The organism is Arachnia propionica (assembly GCF_900637725.1).
Lineage (GTDB): Bacteria > Actinomycetota > Actinomycetes > Propionibacteriales > Propionibacteriaceae > Arachnia > Arachnia propionica.
Genome location: NZ_LR134406.1, coordinates 1,399,845 through 1,415,118, shown reverse-complemented (window position 1 = coordinate 1,415,118; position 15,274 = coordinate 1,399,845). Strand labels below are relative to the sequence as shown.

The window sequence follows — 15,274 nt, the reverse complement described above, 5'->3', positions numbered from 1 at the left end:
CGTCAGGCAGGCCTCAATTACCTATTATCTAAGCATGTATGAAGATACGAAATATGTAGGACTCGAAGCAGACAGCCAGTACATCCAGCTCGCAGCCGAGGTGTTCTCGCTGTTCTCGGACGAGACACGGATTCGTATCGTCCTGGCATTGCGCACAGGGGAACGCTCGGTCAACGAGCTCGCCGAGCTGATCGGAAAATCACCCACCACGGTCTCGCAGCACTTGGCGAAGCTGCGCTGGTGCAAGGTGGTGCAGCCCCGTCAGGAGGGTACTCGCGTCTATTACAGCCTCATCGATGAGCACGCCCGCGAACTCGTGATGCACGCGGTGTTCCAGGCCGAGCACGTCGTGGAGATCGTCCCGCCCCATCACACGGTGCAGGACTCCGAGGCGGCGTTCGAGGGGAAAACCCAGGAGGGGAACCTACGGCCATGACCGAAACATCTCGCCCCACGCTAAGACAGGAAATGACCCCCCTCACCACCGGCTCGGGAAGAAGTCTGTGGGCCCGCGTCGACCGGACATACCTGCTCCGTACCCTGGTCGTGGCCTTCTGCGCCGCGCTCACGATGTCGGGTCTCACCAGTTCGTGGGTAGCGGGGCTGGGGCTCGGCATCGGCTGCTGGCCCATTCTCACGGAGGCCTGGGAGGACATCCGGAACCTGAGAATGAGCATGGAGCTGTCGATGCTCATAGCTATCGTCGCGGCGGCTGCAATTGGTGAGTTGGTCACATCGCTGGTGATCACGACCTTCGTCCTGGCCGCCGAACTCCTTGAGGACCTGTCGATGGACCGCGGCCGGGACGCCCTTACAGACCTGATGTCCTTCCTCCCGGATTCCGTACAGGTCCGCGATGGTGACACCGTGACCACGGTTCCGCTGGATCAGGTGACACCGGGACAGTTAGTGGTGGTGCTTCCCGGGGGTCGCATCCCGGTCGACGGAACCGTCGTAACCGGAAGGTCCACGGTGGACCAGTCACGGATAACGGGCGAATCCCTGCCGATCGAGATAGATGCCGGGAGCGAGGTCCACTCAGGTTCCATCAACCAATCGGGGGCCGTCGAGATCCGCGCCGAAAGTGTGGGAGCCGAATCCTCCTTCGGCCGCATCATCGAGGCCGTGCGCAAGGCCCAGGAATCCGAGCCCCCGGTGCAACGCCTCGCCGACCGGCTGGCGGCATGGCTGGTCTACCTGGCCATCGGCGGAGCAGCCCTCACTTTTCTGCTGACCCACGATCTGACCGCCACCATCTCCGTGGTGGTCGTGGCGGGAGCCTGTGGGATAGCGGCTGGAACGCCCCTTGCGGTGCTGGCGGCCATCGCCCGCACAGCTTCCGGGCCGGCCTGCTTCCCGATGAGAAACTGGCGGTGATCGACGCCGAGCGCTCAAAGGGACACCGGCTGGCGATGGTTGGTGATGGTGTCAACGACGCCCCGGCACTTGCCAAGGCAGACGTCGGGATAGCAATGGGAAGTGGAACCGAGATCGCCCGGGAAAGCGCCGACGTGGTGCTGATCAGTTCCGACCTGAACGATCTCGCCCGCACCATTCACGTGGCTCGGCGGGCCCGGCGGATCGTTTTGTTCAATTTCGCCGGGACCGTCGTCATCGATTGCCTAGGCATGGTGTTGGCAGCCCTTGGGTTGCTCGGCCCGGTGCTGGCGGCGCTGGTGCACGTGGGCAGCGAGACCGCCTTCATCCTCAACTCGGCCCGTCTCATCCCTGCTCTACGGAACGGGCGGAACCGGACGTGACGCGGCTCCGGGTCATGGTTGCTGGAGTCGCTGGCTGACCACGGTGGAGAGGCCGTCGCCGCGCATGGTCACGCCGTAGAGGCTGTCTGCGATCTCCATGGTGCGTTTCTGGTGGGTGATCACCAGCAGCTGGGAGTTCTGCCTCAGTTCCTCGTAGATTCCGAGCAGGCGGCCCAGGTTGGCATCGTCCAGGGCCGCCTCGACCTCGTCCAGGATGTAGAAGGGGCTCGGGCGGGCGATGAACAGGCTGACCAGGAAGGTCACTGCCACCAGCGAACGTTCCCCTCCCGAGAGCAGCGAGAGCCGTTTGACCTTTTTGCCCGCGGGCCGGGCCTCGACGTCCACCCCGGTTTCCAGCCAGTTCCCGGGTTCGGTGAGCAGCAGCTTTCCCTCTCCCCCGGGGAAGAGCCGCTGGAAAACCTCCCCGAAAGTGCGTTCGACATCGCGATAGGCCGCTTCGAAGACCTCCTGCACCTTCCGGTCAACGTCGTCGATCAGCGCTAGCAGGTCAGCGCGGGTCTGTTTCAGGTCGGCTAGCTGCTCGGCCAGGAAGGCGTGCCTGGTTTTCAGAGCCTCAAACTCCTCCAACGCCAGCGGATTGACCCGCCCCAGGGCCGCCAGTCCCCGCTCGGCGCGGCGCAGGCGTTTTTCCTGCTCCGCGCGCACGTAGACAACGGGTTCGGGAGCCTCGTCTTCGGGGCCGAGGGCGGTACCGTCGGGCCGGGTGATGACCGGGACCGGCTGGTCCGGGCCGTATTCGGCGACGAGTTGGTCTCCTTCCAGACCCAGCTCGGTCAGGCTCTTCTCCTCCAGCTGCTCGATCCGCATCCGGCGTTCGATCCGGGCCAGCTCGTCCCGGTGGGCACCTCTCGTGAGCTCTTCGAGGCGTTGGCCGGCGGCCCGGGAGGCCTGCCTGGCCTCCACTGTCGCGGTCTCGGCAGCTCGTCTGCGGGCCTCCGCGGCGTCCCTGCTGGCCGCGGCCCGCCCCATGGTGGCATCGACCATCCCGAACAGCCGCTGGGCCGCGTCGTGTACCGCCCGGCCCACCGCAGCCTCGCGGCGAAGCTGTTCCGCCCGGGCGCGGGCCTTGGCGCGCGACTGGCGTTCCGCGGCCGCTGCCCGCAGCAGACCGTCGGCCCTGCCCGCCAGCGAACGGGCCTGTTCCTCGGCCGTTCGCAGCAGCAGCCTGGCTTCCATTTCCGCCTGCCGGGCCAGCCTTGCGGTCACGGCCAGCTCGTCTCGGTTGGTGGGGTCGGGTTCAAGGATCTCCTCCCCGCTGGCCGCGGCGAGCCGGACCTCCAGTTCGGCCAGCCGGGTCTCGTGCCCGGACCGGCCCTGGCGGGCGGTCTCGATGGCCGATGCCAACCGTTCGGCCTCGCGGGTCGCGGCCGCCTGGGCCTGCCGGTGGGCGCCGAGGGCATCCGAGATGGCCGTGAACTGCGCGTCGGACTCGTGCAGGGCCGCCAGGGCCGTTGCCTCCTCGTCGCGAGCCTTCTGCAGTGCGTTTCGTGCTGCATCCAGGGCGAAACGCTGCCTGTCCACCTCGGCGGTGATCCGCTTCAGCTGTTCCTCGGTCTCCGTCAGGTCCGCGTTCAAGGCCAGTAGTGAGGGTTTGGCGGTCGATCCGCCCTCGACCAGCCAGCCGGAGACCCGGTCCCCCGCCCGGGTGACGGCGGTCAGCGACGGATCTGTCTTGATCACATCCCTGGCCTCGGGCAGGTCCTCCACCGCCACGATCCCGGCCAGCAACCGAGACAGCGCCCCCCTCAGTTCCCGAGGTGCGGTGATGAGTTCGAGAAGCGGGGTCCCCTCCCCCGCCACTGCACCGGAGACCACCACATGGGCTCGTCCGAGGTCCTCCCCGGCCAGGTGCACGATGGCCGAGATGGCGTCGTCGAGTCTGGTGGCGACGACCGCCTCAGCCGCCGCCCCGAGGCCTGTGGCCACGGCCTGTTCCCAGCCGGGGGCCACCTGGATGAGGTCACCCAGGCGTCCCAGCACGCCGGGCCGTTCCAGCAGGTCGGTGGAGCCGTCGCGCTGCTGGGTGGCCAGCCGCAGCGCCTCCACTCGCGCGGTGAGGGCGGCTTTCTCCCTTGCGAGGCGGGTCTCCTCCGCCACGATCCGCGCCACCTCGGTCTCGTGCTCCGTCACGGCGCCGTTCGCGGTCTCCCACGCGGAGTCCAGGCTTGACTCGTCGGTTCCCAGCCCGGCAAGGGTGTTCTCGGCCTGCCGGTACTGGTCGGCGGCCTCCCTGGCCCGGGTGAGGGTCTCCTCTCGCCGCGCGACCAGGCGTTCCTCCTCCCCCTGCCCGGCCTCCAGCCGGGATCGGACCGAGGCCACCTGCCCCTTGAGGCGGGCCAGTCCCTCTCTGCGGTCGGCCACCGCGCGCAGCGCGGCCGCGTAGGCCTGTTCGGCCTCGGTGTGCCGGGTCTCGGCCTCGCCTCGCTGACCGGATGCGTCATTGAGATCTGACCGGGCCTGTTCGATGTCGTCGGCCAGTTCGGCCTCGCGTCGCCTGATCTCGCGCGCTTCGGCCTCCAAGGAGTCGGGATCCCGGCCGGAGACGTCGATGGCCGGCTGGGCGTCGCCGTGTCTCATGCGTTCGGCGGCCACCGAGATCGTCGAGGAGACCCGCTCCTTCAGGGCAGCCAGCGCGTACCAGTGTTCCTGGCAGCGGTCGAAATCCCGCGAGGCTTCCTTCAGTTCCACCTCCGCGGCCTCCTCCGCGGCCATTGCGGCCCGGGTCTCGGCCTCAGCGCGTTCCTTCGCCTCGGCGGCCGCGGCCTCGTCGGCGAGATCGGCCGCCAGTGCCTCCCGGGCGGCGTGGAGATCGTCGGCCAGCAGCCGGGCCTTCGCGTCGCGCTGCTCCGCCTGGATGACAGCGGCGCGGCGAGCCGCCTCGGCCTGGCGTCCGAGAGGTTTGAGTTGGCGTTGCAACTCCCCGATGAGGTCCTGGAGTCGTTCCAGGTTCGCCCTGGTGCCCTCCAGCTTCCGGATGGCCTTCTCCTTGCGTTTGCGGTGTTTGAGCACCCCGGCCGCTTCCTCGATGAATCCTCGGCGGGACTCGGGGGTGGCCTGGAGGATCGCGTCGAGTTGGCCCTGGCCGACGATCACGTGCATCTCCCGCCCGATACCGGAGTCGCTGAGCAGCTCCGTGACATCCAGCAGGCGAGAGGGAATGCCGTTGATGGCGTACTCGGAGCCGCCACTTCGGAACATGGTGCGGGTGATCGTCACCTCCGAGTACTCGATGGGCAACGCACCGTCGGAGTTGTCGATGGTCAGCTGCACCTCGGCCCGTCCCAGCGGGGCGCGTTTCGGGGTGCCCGCGAAGATGACGTCCTCCATCTTCCCGCCTCGCAGGCTCTTGGCGCCCTGCTCCCCCATGACCCAGCTCAGCGCGTCCACGACGTTGGATTTCCCGGAGCCGTTGGGGCCGACGATGCAGGTGATGCCGGGCTCGAAGTTGAGGGTGGTGGCCGAGGCGAAGGACTTGAAGCCTCTGAGGATCAGCTGTTTGAGGTACATGCAGACTGTCCCCCCTGTTTCCCGGAGGGCTGACGGGCGGCCCGGAAGGTCCAGAACTTGTTCACCAAGAAGTTGACCGGGATGGTGCAGATGATGGAGATCAGGTTGGCCCAGTACTGGCGGCTCCGAAGACCGGAGGAGCCGTCGAAGACGGTGGCGGGCAGCGCAACCGGGGAGTGGGGGTGCATCAGGGCCGTGATGATCACCTGGCCCACGGCCAGCGCGACCAGCCCTACGATCAGGAAGGGCCAGTACTCCCGGAACCATCCGGCCAGTTTGTGGGACTTGAAGGTCCACCAGCGGTTCAGCTGGAAGTTGAACAGGTTAGCCAGCAGGAACGCGACGGTGGACATGACGTGGTACCAGCGGATGTTGTACTCGGTGCCCGGAATGGCGAACCACACGCCCTCCCCCTCGGGAACGCCCGCGCTGGCCCAGAGCAGCGGGAAAAGCTTCCGGCACGCGATCAACACCCCCATGTTCACCAGAACACCGAGGCCACCCACGATACCGAACCGGATGAACTGCCACAGAGAGTCCTTGTTGTTCCGGAGCAATCGACCGATCGCGTTCATGCACCATCCTCACGGCTTGGGCAGCCGCTGGCATCTCGGGCACAGAAAGCTGCTTCGATTGGCGAATCGCCGGCGCACCACGGGTGTTGCGCAGCGTCGGCATGGTTGGTCCTCGCGCCCGTAGGCGTCGAGTCCACGTTCAAAATACCCCGATTCGCCGTTGACATTGACATACAGTGAATCGAAGGATGTGCCGCCTGCGGCCAGGGCCTCCGACATGACATCGCGGGCGTGCCCCAGCAGGGCGACGGCGCGGGCCTGGGCGAGGTGCTGCGTGGGGTGGTCGAAGTGCAGCTTCGCGCGCCACAGGGATTCGTCGGCGTAGATGTTCCCGATCCCGGAAACGAGCCCTTGGTCGAGGATGGCGCGCTTGACCGTGGTGCGTCTTGCCCGCATCCGACAGGCCACTGCTGCGGGATCGAAATCGGGGTCGAAGGGGTCGAGGGCGATGTGCGGGACCGGGCACCCGCCGCCTCCCCGAACGAACTCGAGCCCACCGAACATGCGCTGGTCGACGAAACGCAGCTGGGTGCCGTCGTCGAGGTCGAACAGGACCCGCGTGTTGCGCAGCTGGGGGTCCTGGGGCCGGTTCACCCGGAATTGTCCGCTCATCCCCAGGTGGGCGATCATGGCGTCATCGCCCAGGACCAGCCAGAGGTACTTGCCCCGGCGTGCGACGGCGTCAACGCCCCGGCCCGCCAGATCGGAGACGAAACCCTCCGGGCCGGCGGGATGGGAACGCACGGGGCGGGGATGAAGGACGGTGACCGCTTCGATCTCGCGTCCTTTGAGGTGGTTCTCCAGGCCCCGGCGCACCACCTCGACCTCCGGGAGTTCAGGCATCTGGCAGCAGGCTCCGGCAGGCTTCGTGGGCGGCCAGCTGCTCGGCGCGTTTCTTGCTGGAGGCGACCCCCGACCCGACGGCCTTTCCGCCCACCATGGCGGTGGCCGTGAAGATACGCTGATGATCGGGTCCCTCGCCGACGATCTCGTAGCGGGGGGGTTCCAGGCCGCTGTGAGCGCAGTACTCCTGCAGGGCCGTCTTGTAGTCGGTGTAGTGCCCTTTCAGTTCGCTGGAGGCGATTCGTTCGTCGAGGAGAGCGTGCACGAAACAAGCAGCGGCGTCAGCACCGCAGGACATGTGAATGGCGCCGATCACCGCTTCCATGGTGTCGGCCAGAATGGAGGTCTTGTCCGCTCCCCCGGTGTTTATCTCTCCCTGTCCCAGCCGGATCAGTTCTCCCAGGTCAAGTCCACGGGCCACCTCGGCCAGAGCGTGGGAGCTGACCACCGATGCGCGCAGCTTGGCGAGCTGCCCCTCGGCCAGGTCGGGGAAGGACCTGAAGATGTGCTCGGTCACCACGATCTGCAACACCGCGTCGCCCAAGAACTCCAGCCTCTCGTTGCTGGGGATTCGTCCGTGCTCGAAGGCGAAGCTGCGGTGGGTGAAGGCAAGCTCAAACAGCTGGGTGTCCACCTGGACACCCAGCTCGTCGAGGAGGGCGGATAACTTGTTCAGGCCTCGACGACCTGACGACGGGCACCCTTGGCACCGTACTGACCGCAGGAGGGGCAGGCGGTGTGGGACAGGTGCGGTTCACGGCAGGCCGGGTTCACGCAGGTGACGGTGGGAACGACGGAAGTCTTCCACTGCGCACGACGCGAACGGGTGTTGCTGCGCGACATCTTGCGCTTCGGAACGGCCACGATCTTCTCCTCGGACTTGTTGAATCTGCCAGTTGATGCAGTCCCGAGCGGGGCTGCGCCGACCAGCGGCTCCCTGTTCTGGTCTCAGTTCTCGCCACCGATATCAATCCCCACGAGTTTCTCCCACCGCGGGTCAACCTTGGCTTCGTGCCCGTGATCCGGGTCGTCGTTCAGGTTGAACCCGCATTCCTGGCACAGGCCGAGGCAGTCGGGATCACACAGGGGCGTGAACGGCAGCTCCAGTACCACAGCGTCGCGCAGAGCCTCCTCCAGGTCGATGGCGTCGTCAACGACGACGCTCTCGTCCTCGTCCACCTCGTTCCCGGGGTAGAAGTAGAGTTCCTGCAGATCGAAGGATTTCTCATCCTCGATTGCACTCAGGCATCGGGCGCACTCGCCGCGCACCTGCGCGCGAGCCGTTCCCGTGACCAGCACCCCTTCGACGACCGCCTCGAGTTTGAGGTCGAGATCGACTCCGGAGCCCTGTGGCACTGAGATCACGTCGTAGCCGAGATCGGCCGGGGCAGGGACGTCAACCCGAATTTCCTTCATCGCTCCCGGACGGCGTCCCAACTCCAGCACGTCGAAAACGTAGGGAGAACGACGGTCCGGGTGGTGATGCACGGAGTTCATGGCATGCATTCCCTTCGTCCGATCGACCACAACCACGTCATGACCGAAGAGCAATCTTACCGAGTCGGGAAAGAATCGCCAAACATCTCGACGAGACCCGAGCGATGTCCACGATGCTACGCGCGAGTAAGCCACGGAAGACAGGCGAAGGCCGTGACCCAGTCGCCTGCTAACCTTGGAAACAGTTCGATGCCCGAAGCATCAGGGAGGGGGAAATCATGGACCCGCACGACATGCTGTTCGACTATGTGGACCGATTCCGTTCCTTCCTACCCTCGGGCGCCTGGCAGGGCCTCGCCCGGGATCTGGCCAAGAATGACGTGCTGACCCTGCTCCACCTCCATCGCGTGCGGTCCTCGCGGATGGGCGACCTCGCCGCCTACTTGAACGCCCCCCTCAACACTGCGACGGGGGTGGTCTCCCGGCTGCAGCAGCGCGGCCTGGTGGAACGCCAGCACAGCCCGGACGACAAGCGCATCGTGTTGATCTCCCTGACCGAGAAAGGCAGCAGGCTTATCACCCAGGGCATCAAGGACAGCGTCTCGCTGATCGGGCGTCTCTTCGAGGAACTGACCCCAGAGGAGACCGCGGTGGTGCTGCGGGTCATCGACCGCATCCCGGGTCTGTTGGCCGAACACCCGGTGGAGCGCAGACCTCGGGCCACCCGACGCATCCCCATCGACTGAACCCCACCATCGACCGGACAGAACCATGTCAATTAGTTCGACTTTCGAATGATTCCTCAACGGAAGGAGTAGCCATGGAGCGAATGATCCTGCTGACCGGGAAAGGAGGCGTCGGCAAGACATCGCTGGCGGCCGCCCACGCCGTCGCCTCGGCCGGGAGCGGAAAACGCACGCTCCTGGCGAGCATGGATGCCGCCCACAACCTCTCTGACCTGTTCGGCTTCCCCCCGGCTCCCGAACCAACCGAGGTGGCCCCAAACCTGGAGATCACCGAGGTGGATGCGGGGCGCGTCGCCGAGGAGGAGTTCGCCGACATCACCGCCGCCCTGTCCACCCTCATCGCCCGGAGCGACGATGACCAGGTACTGGACCTCCCTGGCTTCGACCCGCTGTTCTTCCTGCTGCGGGTCCACCAGCTGGCCCACACCGGCGACTACGACCGCATCATCCTGGACATGGCCCCCACCGGCGAGACCCTGTCTCTGCTCCAGTTCCCGGAGCTGCTCACCTGGTGGATGGAACGGATCTTCCCGGTGCAGAAGCTCGCGGTCAGGGTGCTGCGCCCCGTGGCAAGGGGGGTGTGGCGGCTCGAACTGCCCAACGCCGCCGCCATGAACGACATCGAACGGCTCTTCCAGCGTCTCCAGGAGATCCAGGCGTTGTTGAAGGATCCCTCCATCACGTCGGTTCGCCTGGTCACCCTGCCGGAACGGATGGTGATCGAGGAGACCCGTCGCAGCTACCTCTACCTCAACCTGTTCGGCTACAGCGTCGACCACGTCTTCGTCAGCGGGCTGTACCCCGCCGGGGAGGTGGGTGCGTTCTTCAGCACCTGGGTGGAGCATCAACGGCAGCATCTGGCCGAGATCCGCTCGTCATTCGTTCATCTTCCGATCACCGAGGTGCCACGGTTCCGCAAGGATCTCGTCAGCCAGAGCGACGTGGCCCGCCTGGCCGAGGTCGCCATCAACGCCCACACCTTCGACGTCATGCCGGCCCTGGCCCACGAACGCTATGTCAACGCCGACGACGGCTACGACCTCCAACTCCCGCTGCCGGGAACCACCACCGAGGAGATCGACCTCAAACTGACCGCCACCGACCTCGCGGTTCGCATCGGCAACTTCCAGCGCAACATCCCCTTGCCCAGCACCCTGCTGGGCCACGACGTAGCCGGCGCGAAACTCCGCGACGACGTCCTGACCATCCGATTCCGCCCCACCCCACAGGAGGTCCCGTCATGAACCGCGAATTCGTTCGTCATCTGCTGCACGCCCGTCGTCATCTCCGCGAGGCAGCCCTGAGCCTGATCCCCCCCGCCCCCAGGAAACGGCTCCGGAACATCGAACGCGAATGGCGGGCGCTGATCGTCGAGTGCCTGTCCAAGGATCCGGCCGCGCCCGCTCAGGAACCGACCGGTCCGTCGGGACCCAGACGAATCAACATCGAGGAGTGAACATGCGGATCATCCTGTACACCGGAAAGGGCGGGGTCGGCAAGACCACCGTCGCCGCCGCCACGGCCCTGCACCTGGCGGATCAGGGGAACCGGGTCCTGGTGATGAGCACCGACCCGGCACATTCGCTGGGTGATGCGCTGAGTCTGTCGCTGACCAGCGAACCGACCCGCGTCGCCCCGGGCTTGGATGCCCTGGAGGTCGACACCCTGGTGGAGAACGACCGGGCGTGGGCGGGTCTGCGCGACTACCTGGCGCGTCTCATGGTCCGGGAGGGTGAGGTTACGCTCGCCACCCAGGAGGCGCTGCTGTTGCCCGGGCTGGGCGAGTTGTTCAGCCTGCTGCGGGTCCTCGACCACGCCTCCTCCGGAAGCTACGACATCCTGGTGGTGGACTGCGCACCGACCGGCGAAACCCTGTCGCTGCTGAAATACCCGGAACGTCTCGACCAGTTGTTCCGCACCGCGCTGCCGACGAAGCGGGCGCTGGTGCGGATCCTCGGCAAGCCGTTCGAGCGGTTGACCCGGATCCCGATGCCCGAGGATCGTCTCTTCGACGACGTGCTCGGGTTGCTGGACCGGCTCAAGCGGCTGGGCGAGCTGCTCCACGACGGGAAGGTCACCACCCTCAGGTTGGTCGCCACCCCGGAGCACGTGGTCATCGCCGAGACCCGGCGCGCCCACACCTGGCTGACGATGTACGGCTTCGTCGTCGACGCCGTGGTGCTCAACCGCATCTACCCCGCCTCGGCTCTCGGTGACTACTTCGAGCCGTGGGCCGAGGCGCAGGCGGCGGGCATCCAACGGATCGAGGAGAGCTTCGCACATCTGCCGATTCACCGTCTCCTACTCCAGGAACGGGAAATCGCCGGGCTGGGGGCCCTCAGAGACCTGGCCCGGGCGATGTACGGCGACGACGACCCGGCGGCGGTCAACTACCGGGGCGACTACCTGCGCGTCACCCGCAGCGACGGCTGCCTGCGGCTCCACATCAGCCTGCCCCACGCGGATCGGGCCGAACTCGACCTTCACCAGGACGGCGATGACCTGCTGCTCACGCACCGGAACGAGCATCGCCGGATCGCGATGCCGGACTCGCTGCACGGCCGCCAGGTCACCGGCGCCAGATTCCTCCACGACGAACTGGTCCTCACGATGACCTGACCCCTACCCAACTCCGGCCGCCAGGCCGAAGTTGGGTGGTCCCGATTCTCATTTCCGGTTTGGTGGCCCTTGGTAAAAAGTTTATGATCTTTCCGAGGAGTCTGCCCAGGAGACCTTGCCTCCCACCCCACTCCGGGGCTGGGGCGCACGGTCCCCCCGCTCCGGGGCCAGGGTCCTGAGCCAGTTGTGCCATGCCCAAGAACCGGAGGATTGACAGGGATGCCCAAACCAACCACCCCGAAACCGACCCGCCGAGCCGTTCTGGCCGGAATGTCAGGAGCTGCCGCGCTGACCGCCATCTTCCCGCTGCCGGGCTGCTCGTCGCAGAACAGCCCCTCGGGAACCGAGAGCGTTCCGCTCCCCGAGCGGCTCACGAACCGCCAGGAAGTCGTGATCGCCATGGATCCGTCCACGGTCAAGGCCCCATTCGACCCGGTCAAGGGCTTCGGTGAGACGGGGGTGCTGCTCTTCAACAGCCCTCTTTTGACCGCGGATGAGAAGAACCAGATCGTCAACGACGTGGCGACCGGCTACGAGGTGAGCCCCGACGGCCTGGTGTGGACCTTCAAGATCCGCACGGACATCAAGTTCACCGATGGCACCGCCCTGACGGCCGAGGACGTCGCCTTCACCTACAACCAGGCGAAGGAGGCCGCCAAGGTCAGCCTGCCGGGCTTCGACACCGCCGTGGCGACCGGAACCGACACCGTGGAGCTCCGGCTCACCGCTCCCTCCTCCACCCTGCTGTACACGGCGGCGACGCTGGGCATCGTCCCGAAGAGCACCTACTCCGACGGTTTCGGGGACAACCCGGTCGGCTCGGGTCCGTGGAAATTCGGCCACTACACCCAGGGTCAGCAGCTGATCCTGGAACGCAACGACAACTACCACGGAACCAAGGCGAAGTTCGCCAAGGCCACCTTGTTGCTGATGGAATCCGACGCGGCGCTCGCGGCGGCCCAGTCGGGGCAGGTCGACCTCGCCTGCGTCTACCCGGCACTCTCCTCCCAGCAGGTCCCCGGTTTCTCGCTGACCAGCCTGCCCACCTTCGGCTACCGGGTGATCTCCCTGCCGTGCGAGACCCCCGGGGCCTACGAGGTGGAGGGACAGAGCGTCGGCAATGCGGTCACCAGCGACCCGGTGATCCGAAAGGCGATGGCAACCGCCCTGAACCGGGAGCAAATCGTGAAGGACTGCCTGCTGGGTTACGGTGAGGTGGCCTTCGATATCTTCGATGCCTTCCCGTGGGGCATCAAACAGGAAACGGCGAGCCTGAAGGACGGTGACGTCGCCGGAGCCGAAGCGATGCTGGACCAGGCGGGCTGGGCGAAGAGCGAGGGCGGAATCCGCGAGAAGAACGGCACCAAGGCGAGCTTCACCCTGATGTACCCGCCCAACGACTCCGGCCGTCAGGCCATCGCGGAGGCCTTCAAGGCCCAGATGACGCAGATCGGAATCGACGTGGAACTCCACGGCACGGACTTCACCTCGATGCAGGACCGCAACCGCAAGGACGCCGTGGTGCTGGGCGGTGGGCGTCTCAACCCCTACCACGAGTACAACATGCTTTCCGGAACGCTGGCCCGCAAGAAGGGTTGGTCGAACATCGCCTGCTATTCGAACGAGCAGGTGCAGGCCAACCTCGACGCGGCCCTGGCCGCCACCGATCAGGAAAGCGCGAACAAGTTCTGGCATGCAGCCCTGTGGGACGGCACCAATGGCGGCAGCATCCTCGGGGACAACCCCTACCTGGTGGTCGGCTACATCCACCACAACTACTTCGTGCGCAACGGGCTGGACATCGGAACCCAGCGGGTTCATCCCCACGACCACTTCCTCCAGGTGATCAACAACCTGAACACCTGGGACGTCAAGGCCTCCTGAATGACCGCCGCAACCCGTTCCGAGCAGTCGCGACGCGACCTCACGAAAAGCTCCCCGATGGGCTATGCGGTGGCCCAGCTGGCCAAGGCGGCCTCCCTGATCTTCGCGGTCAGCGTCATCACGTTCTTCTTGGCGAAGGTCTCCGGTTTCAACCCGGTCGACGCCTACTTCGGCAGCGAACTGACCGCCAGCCCAGAGCAGAGGGCCGCCCTGGCCAGCAAGTGGGGGCTGGACCAGCCCACCATCGTGCAATTCGGTCTGTGGTGGTGGAACCTCCTGCACGGCGACCTGGGAACCTCGCTGGTTTTCGAGAGGCCCGTGACAGCGGTGATCGGGGACGCACTGGTCAACTCGTCCATGTTGTTGTTCATCGCTTGGCTGGCCTCCGGGTTGCTGGGGGCCGGCCTCGGGATAGTCGCGGGAAAGAACCAGGGGCGTTTCCTCGACCGGGTCATCAGCACCGTCTGCTACGTATTCGCAGCCATCCCCACCTTCTGGTTCGGGATAGTGCTGCTGCTGATCTTCGCCGTGTGGTTGAAGTGGTCCCCGATCGGTTTGTCGGCCCCCATCGGCAAAACCCTCGCCGAGGCAACCCTCGCCGAGCGTCTCAACCATCTGGTGCTGCCCGCCGCCACCCTGAGCCTGGTCGGGATCTCCACCATCACGATGCAGACCCGGACCAGGCTCATCGAGGAACAGAACTCCGACTACGCCCTGTTCGCCCGCAGCCGCGGGGAGACCTCGTGGCAGTTCGTCTGGCGGCACGGCCTGCGGAACTCCCTGATGCCCTTCGTGACGTTACAGTTCGGTTCCATAAGCGAAATCATCGGCGGCTCCGTGCTGGCCGAGAGCGTTTTCAGCTACGCCGGGCTGGGGGCGGTCACGGTCACGGCCGGCACCAAGGGGGATCTCCCTCTGCTGATCGGCATCACCGTCATCAGTTCCGCGATCGTGTTCCTCGGGAACCTGTGCGCCAACCTCCTGTATCCGCTGATCGATCCCAGAATCAAGGAGACCTGGTCATGACGGCCCTGCTGATCGGTTCCGAGGAACTGACCGAACGCTGGAACGGCCGCAAGTCGGCGACGGTGGTGTTCGCCGTAAGCCTCGTCGTCCTCGCCGCCGCGGCCCTGGGCGGAACCCTGATCCCGGAGACGGCATACCAACCGGCCTTCGGGCGAACCAACCTGCCGCCGGGCGCCGGTGGTCTGTTCGGTACCGACTGGCTCGGGCGCGACATGCTGGCCCGGACGATGAAGGGCCTGTCCATCAGCATCTGGATCGGGTTGTTCGCCTCCGTGGTGAGCTCCGTGATCGCGCTGCTGCTGGGCATCGGGGCCGCGGTCCTGGGGGGCTGGTTCGATCGTTTCGTGCTCTGGCTGGTGGATCTGATGCAGGGCATGCCGCACCTGATCCTGCTGATCTTCATAGCGATCCTGTCGGGACGCGGGATCACGGGCGTGATGATCGGCGTGGCCGTGACCCACTGGGTGAGCCTGTGCCGGATCGTCCGCGCCGAGACCATCCACCTGCACACCAGCGCCTATGTGATCGCGTCCCGGCAGATGGGCAGGAGCAGGTGGTTCATAGCGGTGAACCACTACATGCCCTACATCCTCCCCCAGACGATCGTCGCCACCGTGCTGATGTTCCCGCACGCCATCCTGCACGAATCCGGACTGACCTTCCTCGGTTTCGGAATCCCCCAGCAGCTGCCCGCCATCGGCGTGATCCTCTCCGAGTCCATGCGCTACCTGAGCACGGGCCAATGGTGGCTGGCACTGTTCCCGGGACTCACCCTGCTGGTCCTGGTGCTACTGATAGACCGTTGCGGCCAGTCCCTGTCGACCCTGATCAATCCCCGGACCTCCCAGAGGTAGGC

The 15,274-nt window shown here is 66.0% G+C and carries 16 protein-coding genes; 10 read left to right on the top strand and 6 right to left on the bottom strand.

What is annotated here, in order from left to right; translation table 11 throughout:
• Nucleotides 1–34 precede the first annotated feature (34 nt).
• Genes EL272_RS06160 through EL272_RS15695 form a run of 3 tightly spaced genes read left to right on the top strand, consistent with a single transcriptional unit; the run spans nucleotide 35 to nucleotide 1,760 of the window.
• Entirely contained in the window at nucleotides 35–436 is a 402-nt protein-coding gene (locus EL272_RS06160; RefSeq protein ID WP_014846357.1) for an ArsR/SmtB family transcription factor, read from the top strand.
• A complete protein-coding gene (locus tag EL272_RS06155; RefSeq protein ID WP_244926125.1) occupies nucleotides 433–1,377 on the top strand; it encodes a P-type ATPase actuator domain-containing protein in 945 nt (314 codons plus the stop codon). Before EL272_RS06160 ends, EL272_RS06155 begins: the two co-directional genes overlap by 4 nt.
• A complete protein-coding gene (locus tag EL272_RS15695) occupies nucleotides 1,374–1,760 on the top strand; it encodes an HAD hydrolase family protein (RefSeq protein WP_061787058.1) in 387 nt (128 codons plus the stop codon). The genes EL272_RS06155 and EL272_RS15695 overlap by 4 nt, the downstream gene beginning before the upstream one ends.
• A gap of 12 nt (nucleotides 1,761–1,772) precedes the next feature.
• On the opposite strand, the gene smc is transcribed toward EL272_RS15695, so the two are convergent.
• From smc to EL272_RS06125, 6 genes are all read right to left on the bottom strand, one after another.
• On the bottom strand, nucleotides 1,773–5,288 hold the full coding sequence (gene smc, locus EL272_RS06150) for a chromosome segregation protein SMC (protein WP_061787059.1): 3,516 nt from the start codon (nucleotides 5,286–5,288) through the stop codon (nucleotides 1,773–1,775).
• On the bottom strand, nucleotides 5,270–5,863 hold the full coding sequence (locus tag EL272_RS06145) for a GtrA family protein (RefSeq protein ID WP_014846355.1): 594 nt from the start codon (nucleotides 5,861–5,863) through the stop codon (nucleotides 5,270–5,272). Before EL272_RS06145 ends, smc begins: the two co-directional genes overlap by 19 nt.
• 9 nt (nucleotides 5,864–5,872) lie before the next feature.
• Nucleotides 5,873–6,706 carry a bifunctional DNA-formamidopyrimidine glycosylase/DNA-(apurinic or apyrimidinic site) lyase gene (gene mutM / locus EL272_RS06140; RefSeq protein WP_014846354.1) on the bottom strand — a complete coding sequence of 278 codons (834 nt, stop codon included), beginning with the start codon at nucleotides 6,704–6,706 and terminating at the stop codon, nucleotides 5,873–5,875.
• Nucleotides 6,699–7,340, bottom strand: a complete 642-nt coding sequence (gene rnc, locus EL272_RS06135; protein ID WP_014846353.1) for a ribonuclease III — start codon at nucleotides 7,338–7,340, stop codon at nucleotides 6,699–6,701. Before rnc ends, mutM begins: the two co-directional genes overlap by 8 nt.
• Before the next feature lie 38 nt (nucleotides 7,341–7,378).
• On the bottom strand, nucleotides 7,379–7,570 hold the full coding sequence (rpmF, locus tag EL272_RS06130; protein WP_014846352.1) for a 50S ribosomal protein L32: 192 nt from the start codon (nucleotides 7,568–7,570) through the stop codon (nucleotides 7,379–7,381).
• 84 nt (nucleotides 7,571–7,654) lie between these two features.
• Nucleotides 7,655–8,203 (bottom strand): YceD family protein, encoded by a 549-nt coding sequence (locus EL272_RS06125; RefSeq protein ID WP_061787060.1) that lies wholly within the window; start codon nucleotides 8,201–8,203, stop codon nucleotides 7,655–7,657.
• Between the two features lie 218 nt (nucleotides 8,204–8,421).
• On the opposite strand from EL272_RS06125, the gene EL272_RS06120 reads away from it, so the two are divergent.
• The 7 genes from EL272_RS06120 (at nucleotide 8,422) to EL272_RS06095 (ending at nucleotide 15,272) form a co-directional block, all read left to right on the top strand.
• Nucleotides 8,422–8,889, top strand: a complete 468-nt coding sequence (locus tag EL272_RS06120) for a MarR family winged helix-turn-helix transcriptional regulator (RefSeq protein WP_014846350.1) — start codon at nucleotides 8,422–8,424, stop codon at nucleotides 8,887–8,889.
• Between the two features lie 74 nt (nucleotides 8,890–8,963).
• On the top strand, nucleotides 8,964–10,133 hold the full coding sequence (locus EL272_RS06115) for an ArsA family ATPase (protein ID WP_061787061.1): 1,170 nt from the start codon (nucleotides 8,964–8,966) through the stop codon (nucleotides 10,131–10,133).
• Nucleotides 10,130–10,345 carry a hypothetical protein gene (locus tag EL272_RS15260; RefSeq protein WP_061787062.1) on the top strand — a complete coding sequence of 72 codons (216 nt, stop codon included), beginning with the start codon at nucleotides 10,130–10,132 and terminating at the stop codon, nucleotides 10,343–10,345. Before EL272_RS06115 ends, EL272_RS15260 begins: the two co-directional genes overlap by 4 nt.
• A 2-nt stretch (nucleotides 10,346–10,347) precedes the next feature.
• Nucleotides 10,348–11,508 (top strand): ArsA family ATPase, encoded by a 1,161-nt coding sequence (locus EL272_RS06110; RefSeq protein ID WP_061787063.1) that lies wholly within the window; start codon nucleotides 10,348–10,350, stop codon nucleotides 11,506–11,508.
• A 219-nt stretch (nucleotides 11,509–11,727) separates the two neighbouring features.
• Complete coding sequence (locus EL272_RS06105) at nucleotides 11,728–13,392, top strand: ABC transporter substrate-binding protein (protein WP_061787064.1); 1,665 nt, start codon at nucleotides 11,728–11,730, stop codon at nucleotides 13,390–13,392.
• The gene (locus EL272_RS06100; RefSeq protein ID WP_014846345.1) at nucleotides 13,393–14,418 is read left to right on the top strand and encodes an ABC transporter permease; all 1,026 of its coding nucleotides are present in this window, start codon (nucleotides 13,393–13,395) and stop codon (nucleotides 14,416–14,418) included. It begins immediately after the preceding gene.
• Nucleotides 14,415–15,272 carry an ABC transporter permease gene (locus EL272_RS06095; protein ID WP_014846344.1) on the top strand — a complete coding sequence of 286 codons (858 nt, stop codon included), beginning with the start codon at nucleotides 14,415–14,417 and terminating at the stop codon, nucleotides 15,270–15,272. The genes EL272_RS06100 and EL272_RS06095 overlap by 4 nt, the downstream gene beginning before the upstream one ends.
• Nucleotides 15,273–15,274 lie beyond the last annotated feature (2 nt).